Annotated in this window: 17 protein-coding genes; 7 read left to right on the top strand and 10 right to left on the bottom strand. The window is 65.0% G+C overall.

The window, feature by feature from the left end; translation table 11 throughout:
- Positions 1–118: 118 nt before the first annotated feature.
- The gene (locus NKI16_RS04875; protein WP_352452472.1) at positions 119–865 is read left to right on the top strand and encodes an SDR family NAD(P)-dependent oxidoreductase; all 747 of its coding nucleotides are present in this window, start codon (positions 119–121) and stop codon (positions 863–865) included.
- Positions 866–907: 42 nt separating this feature from the next.
- Positions 908–1,933: an RNA polymerase subunit sigma-70 gene (locus NKI16_RS04870; RefSeq protein ID WP_352621610.1), complete on the top strand. Its 1,026-nt coding sequence runs from the start codon at positions 908–910 to the stop codon at positions 1,931–1,933.
- 18 nt (positions 1,934–1,951) lie between these two features.
- On the opposite strand, the gene NKI16_RS04865 is transcribed toward NKI16_RS04870, so the two are convergent.
- The 3 genes from NKI16_RS04865 to NKI16_RS04855 form a co-directional block, all read right to left on the bottom strand.
- On the bottom strand, positions 1,952–2,758 hold the full coding sequence (locus tag NKI16_RS04865) for a DUF1194 domain-containing protein (RefSeq protein ID WP_023677905.1): 807 nt from the start codon (positions 2,756–2,758) through the stop codon (positions 1,952–1,954).
- Positions 2,759–2,834: 76 nt separating this feature from the next.
- Positions 2,835–4,667, bottom strand: a complete 1,833-nt coding sequence (locus NKI16_RS04860) for an ABC transporter ATP-binding protein/permease (RefSeq protein WP_352621608.1) — start codon at positions 4,665–4,667, stop codon at positions 2,835–2,837.
- 128 nt (positions 4,668–4,795) lie between these two features.
- Positions 4,796–5,566 (bottom strand): class I SAM-dependent methyltransferase, encoded by a 771-nt coding sequence (locus NKI16_RS04855; protein WP_352570578.1) that lies wholly within the window; start codon positions 5,564–5,566, stop codon positions 4,796–4,798.
- A gap of 98 nt (positions 5,567–5,664) precedes the next feature.
- Between NKI16_RS04855 and gloB the strand changes: the two genes are divergently transcribed.
- Positions 5,665–6,432: a hydroxyacylglutathione hydrolase gene (gloB, locus tag NKI16_RS04850; protein ID WP_352570579.1), complete on the top strand. Its 768-nt coding sequence runs from the start codon at positions 5,665–5,667 to the stop codon at positions 6,430–6,432.
- 11 nt (positions 6,433–6,443) lie between these two features.
- Complete coding sequence (locus NKI16_RS04845) at positions 6,444–6,872, top strand: cupin domain-containing protein (RefSeq protein WP_352570580.1); 429 nt, start codon at positions 6,444–6,446, stop codon at positions 6,870–6,872.
- Positions 6,873–6,876: 4 nt separating this feature from the next.
- On the opposite strand, the gene NKI16_RS04840 is transcribed toward NKI16_RS04845, so the two are convergent.
- The 3 genes from NKI16_RS04840 to NKI16_RS04830 are packed head-to-tail and all read right to left on the bottom strand — an operon-like array spanning position 6,877 to position 9,266.
- Positions 6,877–7,548, bottom strand: a complete 672-nt coding sequence (locus NKI16_RS04840; protein ID WP_352570581.1) for a lysoplasmalogenase family protein — start codon at positions 7,546–7,548, stop codon at positions 6,877–6,879.
- On the bottom strand, positions 7,545–8,432 hold the full coding sequence (gene yddG / locus NKI16_RS04835) for an aromatic amino acid exporter YddG (protein ID WP_352570582.1): 888 nt from the start codon (positions 8,430–8,432) through the stop codon (positions 7,545–7,547). Before yddG ends, NKI16_RS04840 begins: the two co-directional genes overlap by 4 nt.
- Positions 8,433–8,474: 42 nt before the next feature.
- On the bottom strand, positions 8,475–9,266 hold the full coding sequence (locus tag NKI16_RS04830) for a DUF3108 domain-containing protein (RefSeq protein WP_352457610.1): 792 nt from the start codon (positions 9,264–9,266) through the stop codon (positions 8,475–8,477).
- Positions 9,267–9,961: 695 nt separating this feature from the next.
- Here NKI16_RS04830 and rpmB point away from each other — a divergent pair.
- From rpmB to NKI16_RS04815, 3 genes are all read left to right on the top strand, one after another.
- Positions 9,962–10,258: a 50S ribosomal protein L28 gene (gene rpmB / locus NKI16_RS04825; protein ID WP_006328411.1), complete on the top strand. Its 297-nt coding sequence runs from the start codon at positions 9,962–9,964 to the stop codon at positions 10,256–10,258.
- 81 nt (positions 10,259–10,339) lie between these two features.
- Positions 10,340–11,020 (top strand): queuosine precursor transporter, encoded by a 681-nt coding sequence (locus NKI16_RS04820; RefSeq protein ID WP_023677896.1) that lies wholly within the window; start codon positions 10,340–10,342, stop codon positions 11,018–11,020.
- 2 nt (positions 11,021–11,022) lie between these two features.
- On the top strand, positions 11,023–11,697 hold the full coding sequence (locus tag NKI16_RS04815) for a spermidine synthase family protein (protein WP_352621605.1): 675 nt from the start codon (positions 11,023–11,025) through the stop codon (positions 11,695–11,697).
- Positions 11,698–11,754: 57 nt separating this feature from the next.
- Here NKI16_RS04815 and NKI16_RS04810 read toward each other — a convergent pair whose 3' ends face one another.
- From NKI16_RS04810 to cobT, 4 genes are all read right to left on the bottom strand, one after another.
- Positions 11,755–12,240, bottom strand: coding sequence for an SRPBCC family protein (locus NKI16_RS04810; protein WP_352621603.1), 486 nt, complete (start codon positions 12,238–12,240; stop codon positions 11,755–11,757).
- Positions 12,237–12,605 carry an ArsR/SmtB family transcription factor gene (locus NKI16_RS04805; protein WP_352621707.1) on the bottom strand — a complete coding sequence of 123 codons (369 nt, stop codon included), beginning with the start codon at positions 12,603–12,605 and terminating at the stop codon, positions 12,237–12,239. The genes NKI16_RS04810 and NKI16_RS04805 overlap by 4 nt, the downstream gene beginning before the upstream one ends.
- Positions 12,606–12,806: 201 nt before the next feature.
- Entirely contained in the window at positions 12,807–13,832 is a 1,026-nt protein-coding gene (locus tag NKI16_RS04800) for an esterase-like activity of phytase family protein (protein WP_352621601.1), read from the bottom strand.
- Positions 13,829–15,727 (bottom strand): cobaltochelatase subunit CobT, encoded by a 1,899-nt coding sequence (gene cobT, locus NKI16_RS04795; RefSeq protein ID WP_023677891.1) that lies wholly within the window; start codon positions 15,725–15,727, stop codon positions 13,829–13,831. The genes NKI16_RS04800 and cobT overlap by 4 nt, the downstream gene beginning before the upstream one ends.
- Positions 15,728–15,738: the final 11 nt, after the last annotated feature.

The following is a 15,738-nucleotide window of genomic DNA, read 5'->3' as shown; positions in this document are numbered from 1 at the left end:
GCTCTGCCGTCACCTGAAAAATATTTTCCGCCTGGCACCGATGATTTCCACCCACCTGCGCTGTCCTTATCGATGAGCGCGCCTGGATGGTCCGGCGGCCGGGAACGAGAGGTGATCTATGGGATCGTTGCAAAATCAGAATGTCGTCGTCGTCGGAGGCAGCCGTGGTGTCGGCCGCTCGATCGCGGAGGCCGCTCTCAAGGAGAAAGCGACGGTGCTGGCCGTTGCCCGCGGAAAACAGGCCCTGGCGCAATTTGCCTGGGAGGTCTCGGGCGTGAAGACGCTCGCGGTCGATGCTACGGTGGACTCCGCCCCGGATAAGGTCTTCGCCGCGCTTGAGCCGGACGTGCTGGTGATCTGCGCAGGTGCGCTGGCGCCTTCTGCGCCGGTGCATGAACAGAACTGGAAGGCGTTCTCGGCAAATTGGGACACGGACGTCAAGGCGTCGTTCCTGTTTTGCCGGGCCGCTCTGCGGCGTCCGCTCAAGCCGGGGACCCGGATCGTTCTGATCTCCAGCGGCGCGGCCTTGACCGGCGGACCACCGAACGCCGGCGGCTATGCCGGCGCAAAACGCATGCAGATGTTCCTGGCCGGTCATAGCCAGAAGGAGGCCGACCGGCTTGGCCTCGGCCTGCGCTTCATGGCGCTCGCGCCGATGCGCATCATGCCGGAAACCGGCGTGGGCAAGGCCGGCGTCGACAGCATAGCGGCCTATATGGGCATCCAGCCGGCGGACTTCATCGCCGCCATGACCGACATGCAAACGCCGGCCGATGTCGGACGGGCGGTGGTCGCACTCGCCACCGGCCAGCCGCAAGGCAGTTCCTTCATGGTGAGCGGTAGCGGGCTTGCCCCGGCCGCCTGAGGGGCGCGTAATGCAACGCTCGCTCCTAACCGCACAAGCCACATGACAGACGCTCAACCACCTCTGGAACCAGCAGGCCAGCCGATCCTCGATCGGCTGGCCTTCGAGAAGGTCACGGCCGCGCATCGCCGCGAGCTCAAGCTGCATTGTTATCGCATGATGGGTTCGCTGCACGAGGCCGACGACCTCGTCCAGGACACGTTGCTTCGCGCCTGGCGCGCAAGATCGGAGTTCGACGGGCGAGGTTCGGTTCGCGGTTGGCTCTACATGATCGCGACCAACGCTTGCCTCAACGCCATCAAGGCGAGGTCGAGGGCGCGTCGCATTCTCCGGGAACCCGGACGGCAGCCCTCGCACGGGGCGGCCATAGGCGGGCCGGTAGCCGACATCGCCTGGCTGGAGCCCTACCCCGACGCCGAGCTTCCAGACGTTGCCGGCAGCGAGCCAGGTCCGGAAGCCCGTTACGAGAGCCGCGAGGCCGTCCAGCTCGCCTTCGTCGCGGCGATCCAGGATCTGCCGCCCAGGCAGCGCGCCGCGCTGCTGCTTGCCGACGTCCTCGGATGGTCGGCCGTCGAGACGGCGCGTTTGCTGGGCGGATCGACGGCTTCGATCAACAGCGCGTTGCAGCGGGCCCGCGTAACGCTGGCGGCGCGCTATCCTCAGGGACGGCCGGCCAGCCGATCACGGCCCAGCCCCGAAGAAGGCCTGCTGCTCGAACGCTACATGCAGGCCTGGCAGGCCGCCAATCTCGACGGCTTGATCGAGCTGCTGCGTGAGGACGCCATCTATACCATGCCGCCTTGGCGTGAATGGTATCAAGGCCGCGAAGCGATCCGCGGTTTCTTCGAGACCGTCTGGCCGAGGTTTGGCGGCTTCCGCACGCTGGCCACCCGCGCCAATGCCCAGCCGGCGGTCGGGGTTTATTCCCGCAGCCACGATGGCCCTGAATGGCGGGCCCATTCCCTGCATGTGTTCGACGCAGCCGAGGGCGGGATCGCTTCCTTGACGATCTTCATAGGGCCGCTCGGGCCATCTCTGTTCCCGGCCTTCGGCCTGCCACCAGCCTAGCTTACCCCTGGGCCAGCCTTATCGGTCAAGTTCCGGGAAATATGGGTCCGAGAAAAACCGCCGGTCGCGCTCGCCTTGCAGGCAGTCGATCGGTGCGTCGATGCGGATCGTCCTCGGATCCACCTTGGGATACTCGATGCCGCTGACCTCGAGGATCAGTTTGCGGCGAGTGGCGGTGGCGAATTCGGAAGCAGCATAGATCGGCAGCACGAACGAGCCCGGCCCGCCGGTAACGCATTCGGCATAATACCGGTCGAGATGGCTGAAGGTGGGTGACGGGCTGATCAGGATCGGCAGCCCGTTGATGACGATGCCCTTCGCCAGCGCCGCATCGCGTGCCGTTGTGACCGGCAAGCCGGTGTTGTTTGGGCCGTCCCCCGAGACGTCGATGACGCGGCGTTTGCCGGTGAAGGCCGTGCCGTTGAAAAGCTCGGCGCCGAAAGCCACAGCACCGGAAATCGAGGTGCCGCGAAAGCTCCTGAACGGGCGGGCCGCGATCTTGTCGGCGAAAGCGTTGGCGCTCTCCTTGCTGTCGACGACCTGCCAGGCAATGACCGCATCGTCGCGGATGGTGCCGGCCCATTCGAAATAGGCGATGGCGATGCGGCCGAAGGTGCCGGCACGCACGGCGTTGATGAAGTCGGGGTGGCGCAGCGCCGCGACATAGCCGGCGCGCTGCAGGGCAAACTCCCTTTCATCCATTGACTGCGAGATGTCGACGGCCAGCACCAGCTCGACATCGACGGCAATTGCATTGGCCGGTGCGGCCGCAGGTGCCGCCGGGGTGCAGGCAAGGCAGGCGAGCAGGGCGAGAGCGTCAAGCATGGCCGATCGGAACGTTCCCATCTGAAACGATCGCGACAGTTTTTCGCCGCGATCGCGGCGAAATAAAGCTTGCCTTCTATTTCTTTCGGCCAGCCGAAACGACAACCGGGGGCGGTTCGATGGCACCTGCCCTGATACGGGCCGGCTTGAGTGGCGGCTGGCCGGCATCCTTGACGATGGTCAACGCCCGCCGGAAGAAGCGGGCATTGTGCTGGCCGCGGCCGATATTGAGGATCGCGGCATCGGGAAGGCGCTTCTCCAGCATCGACAGCACTTGCCTCAGCGTTGGGCCGTCGAACGCGTCCAGCGCCTCGTCGATGATCACCCATTTCGGCCGTCGCAAGGCCAGCCTGGCAAAGGCCAGCAGACGCTGCTCGTCGTCGCTGAGCTCACGCTCCCAGCGCGCCGAGCGATCGAGCGAGGACGACAGGCGTTGCAGCCCGACATCGGCCAGCACCTCCGAGATCTCGGCATCGCTCGCCTCCGCCGCGCCGTCTGAATGGTTGAGCACCTCGCGCAGCTTGCCGAGCGGAAAATAGGGGGTACGCGGAACAAAGATCGGCGCTTCTCCGGCCGGCATGCCGATCCGTCCGCTGCCCCATGGCCACAGACCGGCAATGGCCCGGAAGAACAGCGTCTTGCCGGCGCCCGGATCTCCGGTGATCATGACCCGGTCGCCGGCGCGGATTTCGACATGCGGCTCGGCAAGCTTGGTGCATCCCTCCGGCGAGGCGATCTCGAGTTTCTCGAATGTCAGGCTGCCGTCCGGGTTTTCGCCGAACGAAATGCGCCTTTCCGTATCGTGCAGCGCGTCGGTGTCGCCAAGCGCGATGCGGAAGTCGGCGACCCGCATCAGCGTAGCGCGCCAATCGGCGATGCCGCCGATATTGTTGATGAACCAGCGCAGCGACGAATGGACCTGGTTGAAAGCGCCGACTGCCATCATCAAGCCGCCAAAGCTGATATCGCCGGCGAAATAGACCGGTGAGGCGACCAGAATCGGCGCGACGACAGTGATCCAGCCATAGGTGTCGGTAACCCAGGAAAGATTGATCTGCGCGCTGTAGATGCGCCGCATGGCGCCCAGCACCGTGCCGAGATCGAATTCGAGCCGGCGCCTGGCATCGGCCTCGCCATGCGCCAGCGCGATGGCATCGACATTCTCGTTGACGCGAACCACCGAGGAGCGCAGCTCCGCCTCACGCGTATAGCGATCGTTGTTGAAGCGGATCAACGGTCGCCCGACCAGCCAGCTCAACCAGGAGGCGGTGCCAGCATAAAGGATCGCCGCCCAGACCATGTAGCCGGGTATGGCCAGCGAATGGCCGCCTATGTGGAAGACGAAGCCGGAAGACAGCGACCACAAGACCCCAACGAACGAGGCAAGCAGGATGCAGGACTGCAGCAGGCCGATGCCAAGACCGGTGGAAAGATCGGAGAGATGCCCGGCATCCTGCTGCAGGCGCTGGTCGGGATTGACGCCGATGGCGCCGGCATGGGTCAGCCGGAAGGCACGCGCCGGCCGCATCCATTCGTCGATCAGGTCGAGCGTCAGCGCCTCGCGCAGCTTCAGGCGGAGCATCTGGTCGAGCCAGGTCTGGCCGACATTGAGCACCACAAGCCCGCCGGCGATGCCGGCAAAGACCAGTAGCTGATGCAGGAAAGCCGGCATGTCGCGCCGCGCCAGCGCGTCGTAGAAAGGCTGGTTCCAGCGATTGAGCAGAACCTGCCCGATCGAGCTCGCCACGATGACGGCGACGATGCCGATCGCTGCCCAAAGCAATTGTTTTCGCACCGGCGAGCTGGTCAGTGCCAATTTGATTGTTGCCAGCTGCTCACGCAGGCTGCTGGCTTCGATCGACGTGGCAAGCTTCTGGGCGCTGGCCTCGACATCCGGACGATCATCCATCGGTTAAATCCTTGCATTCGCAGCAATGCCAAACCGGTCATAGGGATCGGCCGCACGGCCTTCAATCGGACAGCAAACCTGATATCGTCAGATAGGCGTGAAAAAGCACGTCTCGGATCACGAACGCGTCATCCTGGCGGTGCCGGGTGTTCGGCCCGCGACAGCCGGCCAAGCGTCGGCGCGCCATGCGGCGAGAGAACCGGCACGAAGACGCGGCGGGACGCGCGCTGGGCGACCGGCACGCCTTGATAGAGCCGCTTCTGCGCCTCGACGACGATAACGCCCGAAAAGATCGGCCAGAAGCGCCGGCCGGCACGTTCCAGCACATTGTGGAACTGCATCATGAAACGTCGCGGCGACGGCGGGAAGAACAGCGCATCGGACCACGCCGCCGGCGTGAAATTCGCTTCGCGCAGCAATTCGGTCAGCTGGCCGCGCGAGAACGGCCGGCCATTGCCGAAAGGCGTACGCTCGAAGCGTGCCCAGACGCCGCGCCGGTTGGGCACGACGATGACGACACGGCCGGCCGGCGACAGCACCCGCCAGATCTCGTTCAGCGTCTCGCGTGGGTTCTCGACATGTTCGAGCGAATGGACGAGGAGCATGCGGTCGATGCAGGAATCGACCAGCGGCAGTTCCTCATCGAAGACCAGGGCGGTCGCCGTCGGCCCCGTCGCCGGCCACACCACCGCGCCCTGCGTTGCCGGCATAAAGGCAAAGACGCGCTCGGCATCGCTGCCGAAGCGCTCCAGCCACGGCAAGGTGTAGCCGAGGCCGACCAGCCGCTCGTTGGGCACGACGGCCCATATCGAGGACAGCGCCATGGTGATCGAGCGTTCGGCCAGGCGGCCGAGCGTGGTCGAATAAAACGAACGGAGATCGACAATGTCTGAATGCATGCGCGGGACGGTAGCTTCGAAGCAGTCCAAGTTCAACAAAGGCAGATGACATCGGCTGGCAGGCGCCCTATGTCTGCGGCAATAAAGGGAGAGATGCGATGCCGGTCGAGATCGAACAATTCATGTGCCGCAGCGACAATTTCGGCGTGCTGGTGCACGACCCGAAAAGCGGTCAGACGGCGCTCATCGATGCGCCCGAGGAGGCGCCGATCCTGGCGGCGATCAAGCGCACCGGCTGGACCCCGACGATGATCCTGACCACTCACCACCATCTCGACCATGTCGAGGCCAATCTGGCGCTGAAGGAGCGTTTCAAGCTGCGCATTGTCGGGCCGGAAGCCGAAAAGGCGAAGATTCCCGGCATCGACGAAACCGTCGAGCAAGGCTCGGTCGTCCATCTCGGCGACGAGCGGATCGAGGTCATCGCCACACCCGGCCATACCGCCGGCCATGTCACCTATCATCTGCCGGCGTCGAAAGTGGCATTCGCCGCCGACACGCTGTTTGCGCTCGGCTGTGGGCGGCTGCTCGAATGCAAGCCGCCGGTGATGTACGAATCCCTGAAGAAGCTCGCGGCGCTGCCGGCCGAGACGGTCGTCTATTGCGGCCATGAGTATACGCTGGCCAATGCCCGTTTCGCGCTGACCGTCGACCCGACCAATTCGGCGCTAAAAGAGCGCGCCGCCAAGGTCGAGGCGCTGCGCGCCGACGGCAAACCGACGCTGCCGACGACCATCGGCGAGGAACTGTCGACCAATCCGTTCCTGCGCTGGCACGATCCGGCGATCCGCAGGCATCTCGGCCTCGAGAACGCCTCCGACGCCGAAGTGTTCGCCGAGATCCGCAAGCGCAAGGACAATTTCTGAGCGCAACAGCGATGACCAGTTCCGCCGAAATCATCGCCCTGCTCGGCCTGAAGCCGCATCCGGAAGGCGGCTGGTATGCCGAGACCTTTCGCGACGGCGCGGCAGGCGCCCGCGGCCATTCGACGGCGATCTATTTCCTCCTCGAGAAGGACCAATTGTCGGCCTGGCACCGGGTCAAGGACGCGGCCGAGGTCTGGCATTTCTATGACGGTGCGCCGCTGGCGCTGTCGATACATCGAGAAGGCGGTACCGTCATCGAGGAGATCCTCGGTACGGCGCTTGCCGCGGGCGAGCGGCCGCAGATCGTCGTGCCGGCAGGCTGGTGGCAGTCGGCACGCAGCCTCGGCGAATGGACCCTGGTCGGCTGCACCGTGGCGCCGGGCTTCGATTTCGCCGCCTTCGAACTTGCCGAACCAGGCTGGCTGCCGGGCACGCCCTAGGCACCTAGCCCAGCAGGAAACCCAGCGTGATCGCCAGCTGGCCGGCGTAGTACAGTGCCCAGACCCCATAGCGCACCCAAATGCGGTGCGGCGAGATGGCGGGCAGCAGGAAATTTTCCGCGGCGAGCAGCCCGTCGGACAGGATGAGCAGGACGACGCCGCCTACGACCCCGACGCTGTTCAGGGTGAGCGCCGCAAGGCTCATGGCAAGCAGTGCCGCGGCATGGATGCCAATCGGCAAACGCAAGGCCGGGCCGATGCGGCGCCGGAGCGCGAAAAGCATGGCCAGCACCGACACGATCATCGCCAGCACGATCGCTGCCCGCCACGGCTCGGTCGAAAGCAGCCCGAGGCCGCCGCCGGCACGCAGGAACAGCACGACGTAAAGCACGTGCGCGGCAAGAAAACTGGCCGTGCCGCCAAGAAATGCCTTCTCGCCGTCGCGCGACAAGAAGGCGTCGCCGACGGCACTGACGCCGAGCGCGGCGACGAGCAGCCATGGGCCGCCCTGCTGTGCGACCAGCACCGCCAGCATCGCCACCGCCAATGTCCTTGCCGCCGACAGCGAAAGGCGCGGCGGCATGCCGAGGCTGAACGCGTAAATCACCGCTGCCGCCAGCGAAAACAGCAGCGTCGCATTGGCATTGGCATCGATGCCGCCGGGAAACGGCATCATGCGTTTGCCTCGCTCGCGGCCCTCTTGCGGAGGAACAGCGATTTCGCCGCCAGTGCCGCGCCGCCGGTGATCAGCACGCAGGCGGCGAGGATGCGCCATGACGGCTCGGCGAAGCCGGCGGCGATCAGCACCAGAGTGGACAGCAGCGGCGCGGCATAGCTCGCCGCCCCCAGCACCTGGATGCTGCCGCGCTTGACGCCGATGTCCCAGGCATAGAACGCCGCCCCCACCGGCATCAGACCGAGGCCGAGCACGGCCAGCCACTGGCCGGCGCCGGCGGGCAGCACCGTCTGTTCAAGCAACAGATGGCAGACCAGCGAAAGCGCCGCGGTGACGGCGCAGAACCAGGTGACGATGCTGGTCGGCACCGACGGGAAGCGCCGCGACAACAGCGAATAGGACGACCACAGCACCGCGCAGACGCCGGCCATGGCGTAGCCGAAGGCATAACGCGCGTCGAAGGCAAGCCCGCCGCCCTTGGTGACGATCAGGACCGTGCCGGCAAGGCCGAGCAGCGCGCCGGCGACGTGGTTCCAGGCCAGCCGCTCGCCAGGCATCAGCGCCGATCCGAGCACGATCAGCAGCGGCCACAGATAGGCGATCAGGCTGGCCTCGACGGCCGGCGCATTGCGCAGCGCGGTGAAGTAGAAGAAGTGGTAGCCGAACAGGCCGGCAATGCCGATCACCCAAACCTGGCGCGGTATCTTCGCGGCGCCATCGGCTGCCGGCATGAACAGCCGGGCAACCAGCCCGACGCAAGTGCCGATCGTAAAGGTGATTGCCGAAAGCAGGAACGGCGGCACGGCGCCCGAAGCATCCGTAAGCAGCGCCAGCAGCGCCCACATGGCGACCGCGGAGAAGCCGATCAGTGTTGCGCGCGCCATACCCGTCGCCCCCTGCCCATCGTTGGCGGCGCACCATCACGCCTATTCGTTCGCTTCGAACCGCTCCGCGCTGATCGTCAACGGGCCGATTTGCGTGCTGACCGTGGCGCGGATCGGCGCATATACGCCGCTTTGGCCGACCGGTGCAAACGTCACCATGATGCGGCTGCGTTTCTTCAGGTAGTTCAGCGCCTTGCGATTCTTGCGGTAGCCGGCCACCGGCTCGAAGCCCAGCCTGCAGGTGACCGTATCGCCCTTGTAGCCGGTCACCGAGATCGACCCTTTGGACTCGTAGCTCAGTTTCAGATCGGCACGCATTTCGCCGTCATAGAGCTTCACCGTGCGCCCGCAGACCTGGTCGAGGCTGTCGGCATGGATGACGGTGGCGGCCATCGGATCGAGGACCGATACGAGATGGCTGCCGACCAGCGGTATCCAATTCTCGGGATTGCGCTTCTTCGGCTCAGGCACGACCTTGGTCGAGGTGACGACGCCGTTGGCAAACTGGATGTCGATCATCGATGCCTTCTTGCCGGACGTGTAGTCGGCGTGGAACGCTTGCGGCTGCAACTGCTTGCCCGAAATCTTGCCCTTCGACGAGATCGTGCCTCGCGTATCGTCGAACAAAGTGGCGAGCCCGGCGGCGGAAACGCTGCCCTCGATCGAATAGGTGTCACCCTCGTAATGGCTGGAGAATTTCGCCTTGGCCACGGAGAGGCCGAGGAACGACACCGAATATTCGCCCGTGAAGGATTGCGGCTCAGCGGCCGAAACCGTCGTCGAAAGCGCGACGGCCATCAGCACGACCAGGGCATGGAGGAAAGAACGAGGCATGGCGGGTCCTTGATTGTCGACCGGACGGGCGGCTCCGGTCTGGCATGTCCCTGTGCGACCGCTTATAGGCTGAATTCCGGCCTTAATGTGAAAGGCGCCGTCGGCAGGCAACGTTGGGGCTGGTCGACGGCCAAAATAAAAAACCCGCCTCGGCGGGCGGGTCGTTGGAGCCAATTAGCACCATACCGAAATTAGTAGCATAGCTGCCGGCACAAAGCAAGAACAAAATGTGGCGACCTCGACGAATTTGCCGATCTGCCTCGGCCCGGCAGAGGGAAAGGGTTGCGGCTTCACTCCAGCTTGCGTTCCTCGCCCCCACGAAAGTGCACGAAAGTGGGGGGGAAAGGTGGCTCGGCGAAGCCGAGACGGAGAGGGGGAACGGCGCTCTACGAAAAGGCCCCTCTCCGGCCGCTTCGCGGCCACCTCTCCCCCGCTTCGCGGTGGGCGAGGAACCTAGGTCTTGAGAGATCCGCGGGACAGCAACATCTCCTCCTGAGGGGGCGATCAGCAGCTTCACCGACGACACCTACTCCGAAAGTGCGATTCCCCATCCCCGAAGCAACCCCAAGCTTGACGCATCGGCGAAATGCAACTATGGAACGCCAACTTTTTCCATAAGGCCGCCTGACCGAAACCGCGCGCCACCCGGCGCGGGTCGAATGTTTGGCCAGGACCGAGAACCGAAGGTTAGAACCATGTCCCGCACCTGCGAACTCACTGCCAAGGCAGTCATGTCCGGCAACAATGTGAGCCACGCCAACAACAAAACCAAGCGTCGCTTCCTGCCCAATCTCGTCAATGTGACGCTGATCTCGGAAGCGCTGAACCAGAATGTGCGCCTGCGCATTTCGGCCAACGCGCTGCGTTCGGTCGAGCATCGCGGCGGCCTCGATGCCTTCCTGGCCAAGGCCGATGCCAAGGAATTGTCGCAGCGCGCCCGCCTGTTGAAGAAGCAGATCGCCAAGAAGCTCGCCGAACAGCCGGCCGCCTGAGTTTTTCGGCGGCGGCCGCCTTCCAGGGCGCGACCGGGTTCCGGATCGCGTTCCGCTGGTTCCATTACCCAGGATAAAAAAATGATTTTCCTCTCGCGGTACCTGCCCTTCGTGGCGGCCATGGCGCTCGTCGTCGTGGCCTCGAACATCCTCGTGCAGTTCCCGATGCAGGGTGCAATCGGCGGGTTGTCGCTGGCCGACATCCTGACCTGGGGCGCCTTCACCTATCCGTTCTCCTTCCTGGTCACCGATCTCGCCAATCGCCGTTATGGGCCGGCGGTGGCGCGCAGGATCGTCTTTGTCGGCTTCATGACAGCGGTGGTCTGCTCGATCGTCATCCCACCGCTGCTGTTTCGCCACGGCCTGATCGAATTCGAGACCGCCGCCGACCGGCTGGTGCGTATTGCCGCGGCGTCGGGTGCGGCCTTTCTCACCGCGCAGTTGCTCGACGTCACCGTGTTCAACCGGCTGCGCCGGCAGAGCTGGTGGCGCGCGCCGATCGTCGGCACCCTGGTCGGCTCCGTCTTCGATACGGTGGTGTTTTTCACCGTCGCCTTCGCGGCGGCGTTCGCCTTCGCCGGGCCCAATGACGGCTTTGCGCTGGAAACCGCGCCGCTGATGGGCGTGCTGCCGGTCGAGACGATGCGCTGGATTTCCTGGGCGCTCGGCGATCTCGGCGTCAAGCTGGTCATAGCGGTGGTGGCGCTGATCCCCTACCGGCTGCTTGCCGCCCGCTGGAGCCAGCCGGCACTGGCGGCCTAGCCTTGATCCCTTGGGTCCAGCTTGATTCGGCAAAAACGCCTGACGGCGGACAGGAACTCCGCCTGAAGCGGCGCGGCGGCGAATTCTCGATCATGCTTGGCGCCAACGAGCTGATGAACAGCCGGCTCAGCGGTTCCGAAGAGGCGCTGGCGAAACTGTCCTGTCAAAGGATTGCCGGCTGCCGGACCCCAAACATCCTGATCGGCGGCCTCGGCATGGGCTTTACCTTGCGCGCGGCGCTGGCCGAGCTCGGCGACGATGCGCAGGTCACCGTTGCCGAATTGGTGCCGGCGGTCGTGGCGTGGGCGCGCGGCCCGATGGCCGAAGTTTTCGACGGTTGCCTTGACGACCGGCGCGTCAGCATTCGCGAGACCGATGTCGGTCAGCTCATCCGTTCGCAAGCATCGACCTGGGACGCGATCCTGCTCGATGTCGACAACGGCCCCGAGGGCATCGTCTACAAGGCCAACGATGCGCTCTACAGCGCAGCCGGCCTCAGCGCCGCACGCGCTGCGCTCAAACCCGGCGGTGTGCTGGCGGTCTGGTCGCAAGGCCCTGACGCAGCTTTCACCCGAAGGCTCAGGCAGGCCGGCTTCACGGTCGAGGAGGTCAAGGTGCGGGCCCACGGCAAGCGCGGCGCCCGGCACGTCGTCTGGATCGCGAGCAAAGGGCAATAGGCCCCTCGCAATCCGAGCGGGCCCTTGTTGGACGCCGCCCGGTACGCCGACGAGCCTCTACCTCGCCTTCTGAAGCTCGGCGGCGAGCGCCTGCAGCAGCCCGCGTGTGCCCTCCTCGCGCCCTTGCGCTGAATCGACGCCATCGAAGAACGCACCCTGTTCGGTATAAGTCAGGCGGGTGCCCTCGCCGGAGGGTGCAAGCTCGACCGTGGTGAGCGACGCCGACAGCGGCTGCGCCCCGACCGCCATCCGGTATGAAAATACGATGCGCCGGTCAGGGACGATGTCCTGGAACTGCGCATCGAGCCTGATCTCCGGGCCGCCCTGGTAGCTGAACCGCGAAACCTCGCCGCCGCCGACACGGAAATCGAAGGTGAATTCGGCGATGGTGAAGCCGTCGCCTTCGACGCGCCAGCGCCGCACCGTCGCCTTGTCGGCAAAGGCGAGGAAGACGCGTTCGGGCGATTGCGGGTAGGTCCGCTCGATCGTGAAGCTTGAATGGATGACGGACTGCTCGTCGTTCACGGGGGCAATCTGGTTCATTTCTTGTCGTCCTTTTCCTGGTCGTGGAGTGTTGCGTCCGGTTGGTCCGTCTCCGCCAGAATCTGGCCGAGACGGTCGAGGTGGCGTTCGGCCGGCGTGCGGCGCGCGGCGATCCAGTCGGCGAGCGGGGCGAGCCCGCCGGGCTCGATCCGGCAGGTGCGCACGCGTCCGACCTTCTCGCTGCGGATCAGCCCGCACGCTTCCAGCGCCTGGAGATGCTGGAGCACGGCGGCGAAGGTCATGCCGAACGGCTCCGCCAACTGGCTGACGGTGGCCGGCCCGCGGCTCAGCCTTTCCAGGATTGCCCGGCGCGTCGGCTCGGCAAGAGCCCGCAGGATGCTGTCGATCTCGGAATACTTAAGCATGGACTTGAGTATTTCGCCGATGACACGAATTGTCAAGTCACAACTAAAGTATTTTTGCAGATGGTGAAAGCCGGCTGGAAAACCCGCGACGCGGGTCATTGCCAGAGAAAATCGCCAGGGGAAATTGCAAGGGAAATTGCCAGCGCTGCAAAACGGCGCGGAAACGCCAGCGATGCTGTCAGCCAACAGGCCGGTCGCGCGTCAATCCTCGTGCAGCACAAATTCCAGGTAAAGATTGCGCTGCAGGATCGAGTGGTTGTCGTCGGACATCAGCGACACGATCAGCGCGCCATCGTCGCGGGTCCAGACGTCGAGCGCTTCCATGTTGTCGATCTGGTAGCCCATGTCGGCTTCGAGCAGCACCGGCCCGTCGGCGACGGCGCCCTTCTCGACGCTTTCGCCATAGATGCGCCGCAGCCGCATCTTGACGCCGCCGGCCATCGAAAAACTGCGCTCAAGAAGCAACAGGTCGCCATCCGGCAGGAAGGCGCCGTCGGTGATGTCGAAATCGCCATTGCGCTTGATGGTGAAGACGCCCTTGCGCGGCCCTTCGATGATCGCGGCAAAGATGTTGCCGGTCTTGTCGAGGCTCTTTTCCGACACCACGACCAGCCCGCCCGCGTGCTGCCCGTAAGGATGGGCGCGGGTGACGGTCTCGAAGCCGCGATTGCGGCGAAGTTCCCAGGCCGGAATCAGGAAGTCCAATTGCCTGAACGGCGCCTTCATGTCGTCCGGATCGATGTTGAACTCTGCGATACGGTGATCGCGCTCGAAACCGACCGTGGCAATGCCGTCCTTGACCGCGAGGCCTTCGGCATCGACCGCCCATTTCTCGTCGATCGGCTGGCCGGCCGCATCGACCATCTGCTGCATGCTAAAATTCTGGATGCCGGAAGGCCGCTTGTCGGCATCGTGAACGAGGGTGCCGAAGAACCAGAAACCGGTGTCGGCAACGCCGATGAAATCGCTGCCGGGCTTGAGGAACCGAAGCGCCGACAGCGCGCCGAAATCGCGCGTCGGCGAGGTCATTTCGAGCCCGCCGACGAATTCGAGCGGCCCGAACTGTTTTTCGTCATTGCCGATGCGAAACTGGGTTATGGGCCGGGCCGAGATTTCGGCCGGCTCGACCGAGGCCGGCCCGGCAGCGACAGCCGGCGCCAAAGTGATGCCGAACAACGCAATGGCGGCCAAAAGCTTCTGCCAAAAGCCGCCGCGGGAAAAAATCATCCGGCGCGCCGCATGCCGCCGCGCCGCGTATCGCGCACGGTTTCCTCGGCGAACAGCGAGGCCAGCTGCTCGGTCATGGCGCCGGCCAGTTCTTCGGCATCGACGATGGTGACGGCGCGGCGATAGTAGCGGGTGACGTCGTGGCCGATGCCGATGGCCAAAAGCTCGACCGGCGAGCGCGTCTCGATGAGCTCGATGATGGCGCGCAGATGCCGCTCGAGATAATTGCCCGGATTGACCGACAGCGTCGAATCGTCGACCGGCGCGCCGTCCGAGATCATCATCAGGATCTTACGCTGCTCCGGCCGCGCGATCAGCCGGTTGTGCGCCCACAGCAGCGCCTCGCCGTCGATGTTTTCCTTGAGCAGTCCCTCGCGCATCATCAGGCCGAGATTGCGGCGCGCCCGCCGCCACGGATGGTCGGCGGATTTGTATATGATGTGGCGCAGATCGTTGAGCCGGCCGGGGTTCGGCGGCTTGCCTTCCTTCAGCCATTTCTCGCGCGCCTGCCCGCCCTTCCAGGCGCGGGTGGTGAAGCCGAGGATTTCGACCGAGACGCCGCAGCGTTCCAGCGTGCGCGCCAGGATGTCGGCGCAGGTGGCGGCGACTGTGATCGGCCGGCCGCGCATCGAACCCGAATTGTCGAGCACCAGCGACACCACCGTGTCGCGGAATTTGGTATCGCGCTCCTGCTTGAAGGACAAAGGCTGCATCGGGTCGATGACGACGCGCACCAGCCGTGCCGGATCGAGATAGCCTTCTTCGAGGTCGAAATCCCAGGAGCGGTTCTGCTGCGCCATCAGGCGGCGCTGCAGCCGGTTGGCCAGCCGCCCGACGACGCCGGAAAGGTTGGCGAGCTGCTTGTCGAGGAAGGCGCGCAGCCGGTCGAGCTCCTCCTCCTCGCACAGTTCCTCCGCACCTACGGTCTCGTCGAAGGCCGTGGTGAAGACCCTGTAGTCGATCTCTTTCGGCAGATTGGTGAAGGGATTGTCGTTGCGGCGCGCCTCGCCGGGCGTCTCCGCATCGGCGTCGTCATCGTCGGAGAGATCCTCGGCGGTGGCGTCGGAGGCCTCTGTCTCGGCCGATTGCTCGTCGTCCGACGATGCCTCTGTATCCTCGGACTGCGACTGCTCGGAGCCCGAATCGTCTTCGCCGCCCTCCTCGCTCTGCTCCTCGCCTTGCGGCTGGTTTTCGTCGTTGTCCTCCGAGTCTTCCGTCTCCTGGTCATCGCCGAGCTCCTCGGCCATTTCCATGGAGGCGAGCATCTCGCGCACCACGCGGGCGAACGCCTGCTGGTCGTCGAGCTTTGCCGACAGCCCGTCGAGATCGGCACTGGCCTTTTCCTCGACCCAAGGGCGCCAGAGATCGACCAGCCGTTCGCCGCTCTTCGGCACAGTGCGGCCGGTCAGCTTTTCGCGCACCATCAGCGCCAGCGCCTCCTCGATCGGCGCGTCGGCCTTGTCCTTGACGTCGATGAGGTTGGCCCTGGCGTATTTGTCCTCCAGCATCGAGCCGATATTGTCGGCGACGCCCTGCATGGCGCGGCTGCCGATCGCCTCCACCCGGGCCTGCTCGACCGCGTCATAGATGGCGCGGGCCTGCTTGCCTTCCGGTGCCAGCCTGGTGTGGATGCGCGCATCGTGGCAGGCGCGCTTCAGCGCCATGGAATCGCCGAGCCCGCGGGTGATGGCGATGTCGGCCTTTGATGCCTTCTTCGGCAATTCGGGCAGCCGGGCGCGGCTGCCGGCCAGCGCCGGCCGGTCCTTGGCGAAGCCGACCTCGAGATCCTTGTCGCCGGCAATGGCGCGCATGCAGACGGTGACGGCGCGCTTGAAGCTGTCATTCTCAGCGCCGGTCTTGGATTTGTTTCGCGTGTTGTCGCCCGGACCCGCCATCGAGACTCTGC

The sequence above is a fragment of the Mesorhizobium sp. M0698 genome (assembly GCF_040320455.1).
GTDB lineage: Bacteria > Pseudomonadota > Alphaproteobacteria > Rhizobiales > Rhizobiaceae > Mesorhizobium.
This window is presented reverse-complemented; position numbering and strand designations above follow the sequence as displayed.

What these genes read in the sequence shown, in the direction of transcription:
- NKI16_RS04875 (WP_352452472.1), top strand. Translation starts at nt 119, where the DNA reads ATGGGATCGTTGCAAAATCAGAATGTCGTCGTCGTCGGAGGCAGCCGT.
- NKI16_RS04870 (WP_352621610.1), top strand. Translation starts at nt 908, where the DNA reads ATGACAGACGCTCAACCACCTCTGGAACCAGCAGGCCAGCCGATCCTC.
- NKI16_RS04865 (WP_023677905.1), bottom strand. Translation starts at nt 2,758, where the DNA reads ATGCTTGACGCTCTCGCCCTGCTCGCCTGCCTTGCCTGCACCCCGGCG.
- NKI16_RS04860 (WP_352621608.1), bottom strand. Translation starts at nt 4,667, where the DNA reads ATGGATGATCGTCCGGATGTCGAGGCCAGCGCCCAGAAGCTTGCCACG.
- NKI16_RS04855 (WP_352570578.1), bottom strand. Translation starts at nt 5,566, where the DNA reads ATGCATTCAGACATTGTCGATCTCCGTTCGTTTTATTCGACCACGCTC.
- gloB (WP_352570579.1), top strand. Translation starts at nt 5,665, where the DNA reads ATGCCGGTCGAGATCGAACAATTCATGTGCCGCAGCGACAATTTCGGC.
- NKI16_RS04845 (WP_352570580.1), top strand. Translation starts at nt 6,444, where the DNA reads ATGACCAGTTCCGCCGAAATCATCGCCCTGCTCGGCCTGAAGCCGCAT.
- NKI16_RS04840 (WP_352570581.1), bottom strand. Translation starts at nt 7,548, where the DNA reads ATGATGCCGTTTCCCGGCGGCATCGATGCCAATGCCAATGCGACGCTG.
- yddG (WP_352570582.1), bottom strand. Translation starts at nt 8,432, where the DNA reads ATGGCGCGCGCAACACTGATCGGCTTCTCCGCGGTCGCCATGTGGGCG.
- NKI16_RS04830 (WP_352457610.1), bottom strand. Translation starts at nt 9,266, where the DNA reads ATGCCTCGTTCTTTCCTCCATGCCCTGGTCGTGCTGATGGCCGTCGCG.
- rpmB (WP_006328411.1), top strand. Translation starts at nt 9,962, where the DNA reads ATGTCCCGCACCTGCGAACTCACTGCCAAGGCAGTCATGTCCGGCAAC.
- NKI16_RS04820 (WP_023677896.1), top strand. Translation starts at nt 10,340, where the DNA reads ATGATTTTCCTCTCGCGGTACCTGCCCTTCGTGGCGGCCATGGCGCTC.
- NKI16_RS04810 (WP_352621603.1), bottom strand. Translation starts at nt 12,240, where the DNA reads ATGAACCAGATTGCCCCCGTGAACGACGAGCAGTCCGTCATCCATTCA.
- NKI16_RS04805 (WP_352621707.1), bottom strand. Translation starts at nt 12,605, where the DNA reads ATGCTTAAGTATTCCGAGATCGACAGCATCCTGCGGGCTCTTGCCGAG.
- NKI16_RS04800 (WP_352621601.1), bottom strand. Translation starts at nt 13,832, where the DNA reads ATGATTTTTTCCCGCGGCGGCTTTTGGCAGAAGCTTTTGGCCGCCATT.
- cobT (WP_023677891.1), bottom strand. Translation starts at nt 15,727, where the DNA reads ATGGCGGGTCCGGGCGACAACACGCGAAACAAATCCAAGACCGGCGCT.